Annotated in this window: 7 protein-coding genes; 4 read left to right on the forward strand and 3 right to left on the reverse strand. The window is 46.9% G+C overall.

Features of this window, described 5'->3' with window-relative positions; all coding sequences use genetic code 11:
* Window positions 1-10: 10 nt before the first annotated feature.
* Window positions 11-859, reverse strand: coding sequence for a DUF1206 domain-containing protein (locus NC980_RS12540; protein ID WP_190375335.1), 849 nt, complete (start codon window positions 857-859; stop codon window positions 11-13).
* Between the two features lie 319 nt (window positions 860-1,178).
* Between NC980_RS12540 and NC980_RS12545 the strand changes: the two genes are divergently transcribed.
* The 4 genes from NC980_RS12545 to NC980_RS12560 all read left to right on the forward strand — a co-directional run bounded on the left by NC980_RS12545 (window position 1,179) and on the right by NC980_RS12560 (window position 4,237).
* The gene (locus tag NC980_RS12545; RefSeq protein ID WP_190375336.1) at window positions 1,179-1,805 is read left to right on the forward strand and encodes a DUF3611 family protein; all 627 of its coding nucleotides are present in this window, start codon (window positions 1,179-1,181) and stop codon (window positions 1,803-1,805) included.
* A 3-nt stretch (window positions 1,806-1,808) separates the two neighbouring features.
* Window positions 1,809-2,642, forward strand: a complete 834-nt coding sequence (locus tag NC980_RS12550; protein ID WP_190375337.1) for a potassium channel family protein — start codon at window positions 1,809-1,811, stop codon at window positions 2,640-2,642.
* Between the two features lie 211 nt (window positions 2,643-2,853).
* On the forward strand, window positions 2,854-3,117 hold the full coding sequence (locus NC980_RS12555) for a hypothetical protein (RefSeq protein ID WP_190375338.1): 264 nt from the start codon (window positions 2,854-2,856) through the stop codon (window positions 3,115-3,117).
* Between the two features lie 313 nt (window positions 3,118-3,430).
* On the forward strand, window positions 3,431-4,237 hold the full coding sequence (locus tag NC980_RS12560) for an alpha/beta hydrolase (protein ID WP_190375339.1): 807 nt from the start codon (window positions 3,431-3,433) through the stop codon (window positions 4,235-4,237).
* Between the two features lie 39 nt (window positions 4,238-4,276).
* Here NC980_RS12560 and NC980_RS12565 read toward each other — a convergent pair whose 3' ends face one another.
* Together NC980_RS12565 and NC980_RS12570 are read right to left on the reverse strand one after the other, a co-directional pair.
* Entirely contained in the window at window positions 4,277-5,308 is a 1,032-nt protein-coding gene (locus tag NC980_RS12565) for an iron ABC transporter permease (RefSeq protein WP_190375340.1), read from the reverse strand.
* The gene (locus NC980_RS12570; protein WP_190375341.1) at window positions 5,305-6,324 is read right to left on the reverse strand and encodes an iron ABC transporter permease; all 1,020 of its coding nucleotides are present in this window, start codon (window positions 6,322-6,324) and stop codon (window positions 5,305-5,307) included. The genes NC980_RS12565 and NC980_RS12570 overlap by 4 nt, the downstream gene beginning before the upstream one ends.
* Between the last annotated feature and the right edge of the window lie 188 nt (window positions 6,325-6,512).

Here is a 6,512-nt window from a genome sequence, read left to right on the forward strand (position 1 = left end):
AACTCTTCTACTAATCCTGTATGAGTCGTCGATATCGAGCTTCGATTAGAGAGTAAATGCTATAAGCAATCAAACCTAGCGCCACAATTCCTAAAATCCAAGCTCCATAAGGCTGCTGGGCTAGGACGGCTAACGCTTCCCCTAGTCCTTTAACCTCGGTTGCATCAGACTGCCAAGCCGCAATGATCACAAAGAGTCCAATCACGCAAAAAACTACGCCCCGTGCGGCAGTGCCAAATTGTCCGACTCGCTTTGCCCATTTGCGCTCCGATAACCGCATCTGATCTAGCTTAAAATGACGCTGAAATTTTGCCGTATACGCCTGATAAAAGTGCGATAAGCCGACTCCCACTACGATCGTACCTGCCAAGCCAACTAGCCATTGTCCTAAGGGTTGAGCCAGCATAAGTTTTGTCCAATCTTGCGATGCTTCTCCGCCTGTTCCGCCTGTTCCTAGAATCAGCTTAACGGCGGTCAGCGCCAGTCCTGAATAGGCGAGCGCGCTCAATAAATAACCAATCCGGTTGACAATCCGTTTTGCAGAGTTGGGTCTGCCTTCATGCTCTGGATCGAAAATTGCTTGGGCAAACCGCCACAGCACATAACCGACAATGCCGATCGCAACGAGACTTAGAAGCAGCTTGCCAAACGGCTGCACCACGATCTCTTGCAATGCTCCACGCGTGTCGGTGGTTCGTCCTCCCGCACCAATCGCAGCTTGCGCTGCTAACAATCCCACAACAAAATAAACAATTCCTTTAGCAGTGTAGCCAAGCCGAGCAAGCTTTTCAAATCCAGGATGATGCAGGGTTTGCTGTGCAGATTGCTTCAGTGGAGGAGGAAGATCAGGGCGAGTCATAGAGCGTAAAGTAAGACTGCCCCTACAGTGAGACGCTTGATTAGTCGGTGCATCTATCGGAATAGGTAACTTCACCGAACGCGAGGCTGCAGCTGGGCACAACTTTTTGAGCAATTCTTGTTTCCAAGCAAGGTTGGAAACATCATTGACAGCGTTTCTCTAGTGGCAGCCCTCAATCAGGCTCAAGTTGCTCGATACGAGGATTAGGCGATCGCGGCTCAAACAAATGATTCTATGGAGGGTCGTTGGTCACAATTCTCTGAATTACCGTGTGAAAAGTTCAGGCATTCTAAAGTTCAGACATTTTAAGGAGGTTCAAATGCAAACTCCCGCCGTTGTTGAAAGCGATTCTTTGTCCCACAAGCTAGAGCAGATTGGCAAGATTCTGCGGATTATTGGATGGGCAGGAATTGTGACTCAATTGGGTTTAGCAGTCGCAGCAGGTGTGATGTTAGTGTTTGCGATCGCGGGACGTAATTTCAACCAAGCTGTTGCGATTCCAACTGTTCCAGGAGTCCCCGCTTATAATTTTCGCGATGCTACAACTCCAGGGTTAGGAATTGGCATTTTTTGGGCGGTAGCTGGCATTCTGGTACTGCTTTTCACGGCTTATCTCGCTTTTCGTCAACTCCGGTTTGCCCGTCGTCTGAGAAATCCAAATCCAGACCTTCACCCCAAAAAAAGTGATGTAATGAAGGTACTCCGAATTGGGATCATTGCAGGTTTTGTGGGCATGGCACTCACCATTTTAGGCGGCGGAGCAGCCCTCGGAGTTCTGTTGTCGAAATCGATCGCCATTCCTCAAGGCGTGGCGGTTTATGCTCCAACTCGAGTTATTCGCCCACTGGATGTGCTGATAGCAATGGCAAACATGGTGGGCATCACCGCACACTTTCTCGGCACGATCGCATCTGTCGCCACGGTAAGCTGGTTACATCGACAGTGACCTATGAATCACGAACATTCCCCAGAACAATCTCTTGCTGAAGTTCGCAGTGAAATCCTCCAACATCTAGAACAGTGGCTTGATTTACCCATGCTCGTTTTGAGCTTCGTTTGGCTTGTGTTGTTCGTGGTTGAGCTAATTTGGGGACTCAATCCATTTATGGATGGCGTTAGTACTGCGATTTGGATTTTATTTATTTTTGATTTCCTATTAGAGTTTGCTTTAGCGCCTCATAAGCGCAGGTATCTGCGGCAGAATTGGTTGACCGTTTGCTCAGTGGCTTTACCTGCGTTGCGAACCTTGCGAATTTCGCGGGTGGTTCGAGCAGCAAGGAGCATTCGGTTGCTGGGCGTGATGACGCGCACCAATCGAGGAATGCGATCGCTCAGTGCCAGTTTTCAACGCCGGGGGTTTGGCTATGTTGTGACTTTAACGTTGGTCATTACTTTAGTTGGAGCTGCGGGAATGTATACCCTAGAGCGAGATATCCCCGATGGCTTAGAGAGCTATGGAGATGCCTTGTGGTGGACGGCAATGCTGATGACAACACTGGGATCAGAGTATTTTCCTCGATCGCCAGAGGGACGAATTCTGTGTTTTGGGTTAGCACTATATGCCTTTGCAGTATTTGGCTATGTGACGGCAGCGATCGCAACTTTTTTCGTCGGCCGGGATGCTGAAAACGACGAGGCGGAGGTTGCAGGAGCAAAATCAATTCAAGCACTACACGCGGAGATTGCAGCCCTGCGAACTGAGATTCAAGCCTTGTCTAGTCATCCTCCTCGGACTCAAGCTGTAGAGCAAACCAAGCTTGCGGATTATTCCACTGATGTCTGAGGAAGTTGGCACTCTTAAGCTTGAAAAGATAGGAATGATTAGAGTTGTTGGTTTCACTGTTAATTAGAAGACGACTGACTACGTACTTCTTGAACTTCACCCACTTCAAATGCGCCCAAACCCAATGCTCCATTTTACAATCAGCATAATTGCTGTGCGCGAAACGAAAAATGAACATCGAGATATCAGTCCTCTAGAATCAGATTGAACAATGGTGCAAGGATTCTTAGCACTGTTACCGAATTTAATTCTAGCGGTCATTGTCTTCGTTGTTTTCTGTTCAATTGGCAGAACCGTTAAACGAACCGTGAGGCGAGCAACTGGAGATCGCCGCCGTGCTCGCAATTTGGGGTTAGCCTTGGGAAGATTAGCCCAAGGCATCATCATTTTGATTGGCTTGTTTGTCACATGGTCGATAGTCATCCCAACGCTCAAAGCAAGTGATCTCGTTCAACCGTGTATACACATCCCGTGAGCGTTTGAAGTTTATTGATTATTAGTCTCAGTAAATGATGAAATCACTTAATTAAAACTATTGATATTAATTATCAATAGTTTTAATTAAGAAATGTTGCTAATGAAATAGAATAACTCTGCAAAATCCACAAGATATGGGTTTTAGAGTCAAACTTACGAATGAACAATGCAACTAATGAAACTTAATAGAAACTATTTCTATAACTACTTCTATTAAGTGTGATACGATTTTTCTTAATCTTATTGACTATAAGTCTCAAAAAGAGAAGATCAAATCGAGAACGATTGTATTGACTGGAGAAACAGTAAGAATGTCCAGAATTCGTTTATTTCGGGGGACTCAGACCGGCAATACTCAAACGATCGCAGAAGCGATTCAGCTTGATGTATTGTGGCTCAGTTCGAGTTCGAGCTTAAAAATCTTTGATCGTGCTTTGCTGCAAGAGCTATCCCAGCAAGTCCGGATTGGACTCTGGGAATATCAACAAACGCAGGATGAAGCAAGCTGCCTCGATCGAGCAGTTGAACTTTTACATGAATATTTGCAGACCTTTGATCGTTCGATTCATCTCGCAGGTCATGGAATGGGCGGAGTGATTGGGCTGACTTATGCCCGTCGGCATCCAGAAAAAGTACGATCGTTAACCTTACTAGCAGTCGGGGCCCAGCCTGCAACTACTTGGCAAGCTTACTACTACATTCAACGTCAAATGCTGCCTTATAGTCAAACGCAGATCTTAGCTCAATCAGTTCGGAGCCTATTTGGTAATCACCTTCCGTATCCACTGAAACACATGGTGACACTGTTTGCAAGGGATTTAGATGAATCACCCTCAATCCACTCATTGTTTAAACTCTCAACGTTACCAAGAGGAGGAGTATCAGTTCCATTAATGATCTGCGGAAGTAAGACTGATCCGCTAATCTCACTCCCAAATCTGTACGAGTGGATCGATGAGTTTAAACCAGGAGACATGATTTGGACAGCACAGATCGGATCGCACTTCTTTCATCACTGTCAAGCCCAAGCAACGAGTCAAGAAATTCAGAAGTTTTGGCGGTGTGTTGGAGCGAGATTGCAAGCAATGGAACGAAAAGTCGCTGTGCGATCGACATAAATTGAGATACCGCAATCCAGTAGCATTAATGTCCTATTCTCACGACCCTTGACGTTTGCGAATCAAAAGGTAGAGAAAGAAAGGGGCACCGATCACAGCCGTCACAACTCCACAAGGAAGCTCAATCGGAGCAAACGCAGCTCTACCGACAAAATCAGCCAAAACAACAATCACGCCCCCTATTAAGGCAGAAATCGGCAGTAGCCCTTCATGACGATTCCCAACAATCTGTCGTCCTAAATGGGGAGCAATTAGCCCAACAAATCCGATCGATCCTGCTGTCGCCACTGCTGCTCCCGCCAAAGCAACCGCAACAATCACCAGTAATCCTCGATGCCATTCCACCCGACTCCCTAGCCCTTTCGCAATGTCTTCTCCTAAGTTCAATACATTCAGATGTCTTGCCAATCCAAACGCGATCGGGACAAAGATAATGAGCCACGGAAGTAGCGAGATCGCTTGTTCCCAGGTACGGCCGTAAACGCTCCCTGCTAACCAGACTAAAGCTTGACTCACATCATAGATTGAGCCAAAAGTAATCAGTAAACTCGTGAATGCGCTTGCGATCGCAGATAGTCCAATCCCCATCAGAATCAGTAAAATTGGAGAACTTCCCCGATTCCAGGCTAATCCGTAGATTAATGCTGCCATCAGTGCTGCACCCGTAAATGCAGAAAACGGCAGGGCATAAACTGGCGCACTTGGAAACAAAACAATTACAGAGACAGCAGCTAAACTCGCCCCAGTATTGATGCCAATGATACTTGGGTCAGCCAGTGGATTGCGCGTTAACCCTTGAAAGATTGTACCTGAAATAGCAAGAGCAACCCCAACCATGAAAGCAACTAATGTTCGGGGCAATCGTAGGGTGTGAATCACAAATGCATGATCTGGATTGCCTGTATTGATGCCAAACAAGGTTTTGACAATATCTAGAACTGAGATCGGGTATTCCCCTCGTCCCACATTGAGAACAATCGCCGCCAAGCCAAATACTAAGAGCAGAGCTGCAATCACGGGCACTCGTTGATCGAGGCGAAACGATAGCACCGGAGAACGCCAATCGCTCATTTTTTCACCTTCACTTTTGCAAGATAGACAAAGAACGGTGCACCCACGATTGCAGTCATCACACCCACTGGTAGTTCTTGGGGTTTCAACACAACTCGCGCTGCAATGTCTGAGAGTAACAATAAAATTGCACCTGCGATCGCGGAATACGGCAAGATCCAACGATAGTCTGTTTTGATGAAGAAGCGCACCATATGAGGAACCACTAAGCCGACAAAGCCGATGGGGCCTGCGACCGCAACTGAACTTCCTGCCAAGAGAACTACACTCGTCGCCGCTAATAGCTTCACCCAAATGGTTTGCTGACCTAAGCTCGTCGCAATGTCTTCCCCTAAGCTAATCGTCGTAATCTGTCTACCTAATAGAAATGCTAGAACTAATCCTGTGCCTAGAAACGGGAGCACTTGCAGAAATAGTTCAAAATCCCGTCCTGCTAGTGATCCCGCTAACCAGAAGCGAATCTCTTCAAGCGTCCGTTGACTCACAATCAGAACCGCAGTCGTGATCGAAGAAATCAATGCGGTCATTGCTGCACCAGCAACAGTAAGATTCAAGGGAGTTGCACCACCGCGTCCGAGAGCACCGAGCAAGTAGACAAGTACGGCAGCGATCGCGGCTCCCAAAAATGCCACCCCTGCGTAAATCGTCAGCGACGAACTCCCAAAAATAAACAGTGTGATCACAACTGCTAGAGCGCCACCAGCTTCAATTCCTAAGATTCCAGTTTCTGCTAGTGGATTGCGGGTTAAGCCCTGCATTAATGCACCAGAAACAGCAAGAGCCGCACCTACTGACATGGCGATGAGCGATCGCGGCAATCTGATCGTCTGAATCACTAGATGATCAAACGAGTGATCGAAAGTCGTGAAGGATTCCAGAATCGTTCGCAGTGGAATATCTCTCGCGCCAAGTGTGACACTGTAAATTAGAACAATTAGCAGGACGATCGCACCCAAACCAAGTCCTAATAAAGATAGTAACGGTTGTTTGAAGGCTTTAGATGAGGCAGAAGTCATTGCAAGAGGAACTCTTAATGCAAATAAGTCCTAATTGTACTGGGTTATGTGTAAAAGACAACGGCTGATCAAAAGTATAGCGATTGCCATTAGTGTTGCGGTATCGATGGAGAGGAACTGGGCACTCTAAGACAGTTGAGTTGCTCAGTCCCTTCGATGCCGAAAGCTTACAGTCAAGATTTGCGAGA

It is taken from the genome of Leptolyngbya sp. AS-A5 (genome assembly GCF_039962495.1).
Classification (GTDB): Bacteria; Cyanobacteriota; Cyanobacteriia; order Leptolyngbyales; family Leptolyngbyaceae; genus Leptolyngbya.

What these genes read in the sequence shown, in the direction of transcription:
- NC980_RS12540 (WP_190375335.1), bottom strand. Translation starts at nt 859, where the DNA reads ATGACTCGCCCTGATCTTCCTCCTCCACTGAAGCAATCTGCACAGCAA.
- NC980_RS12545 (WP_190375336.1), top strand. Translation starts at nt 1,179, where the DNA reads ATGCAAACTCCCGCCGTTGTTGAAAGCGATTCTTTGTCCCACAAGCTA.
- NC980_RS12550 (WP_190375337.1), top strand. Translation starts at nt 1,809, where the DNA reads ATGAATCACGAACATTCCCCAGAACAATCTCTTGCTGAAGTTCGCAGT.
- NC980_RS12555 (WP_190375338.1), top strand. Translation starts at nt 2,854, where the DNA reads ATGGTGCAAGGATTCTTAGCACTGTTACCGAATTTAATTCTAGCGGTC.
- NC980_RS12560 (WP_190375339.1), top strand. Translation starts at nt 3,431, where the DNA reads ATGTCCAGAATTCGTTTATTTCGGGGGACTCAGACCGGCAATACTCAA.
- NC980_RS12565 (WP_190375340.1), bottom strand. Translation starts at nt 5,308, where the DNA reads ATGAGCGATTGGCGTTCTCCGGTGCTATCGTTTCGCCTCGATCAACGA.
- NC980_RS12570 (WP_190375341.1), bottom strand. Translation starts at nt 6,324, where the DNA reads ATGACTTCTGCCTCATCTAAAGCCTTCAAACAACCGTTACTATCTTTA.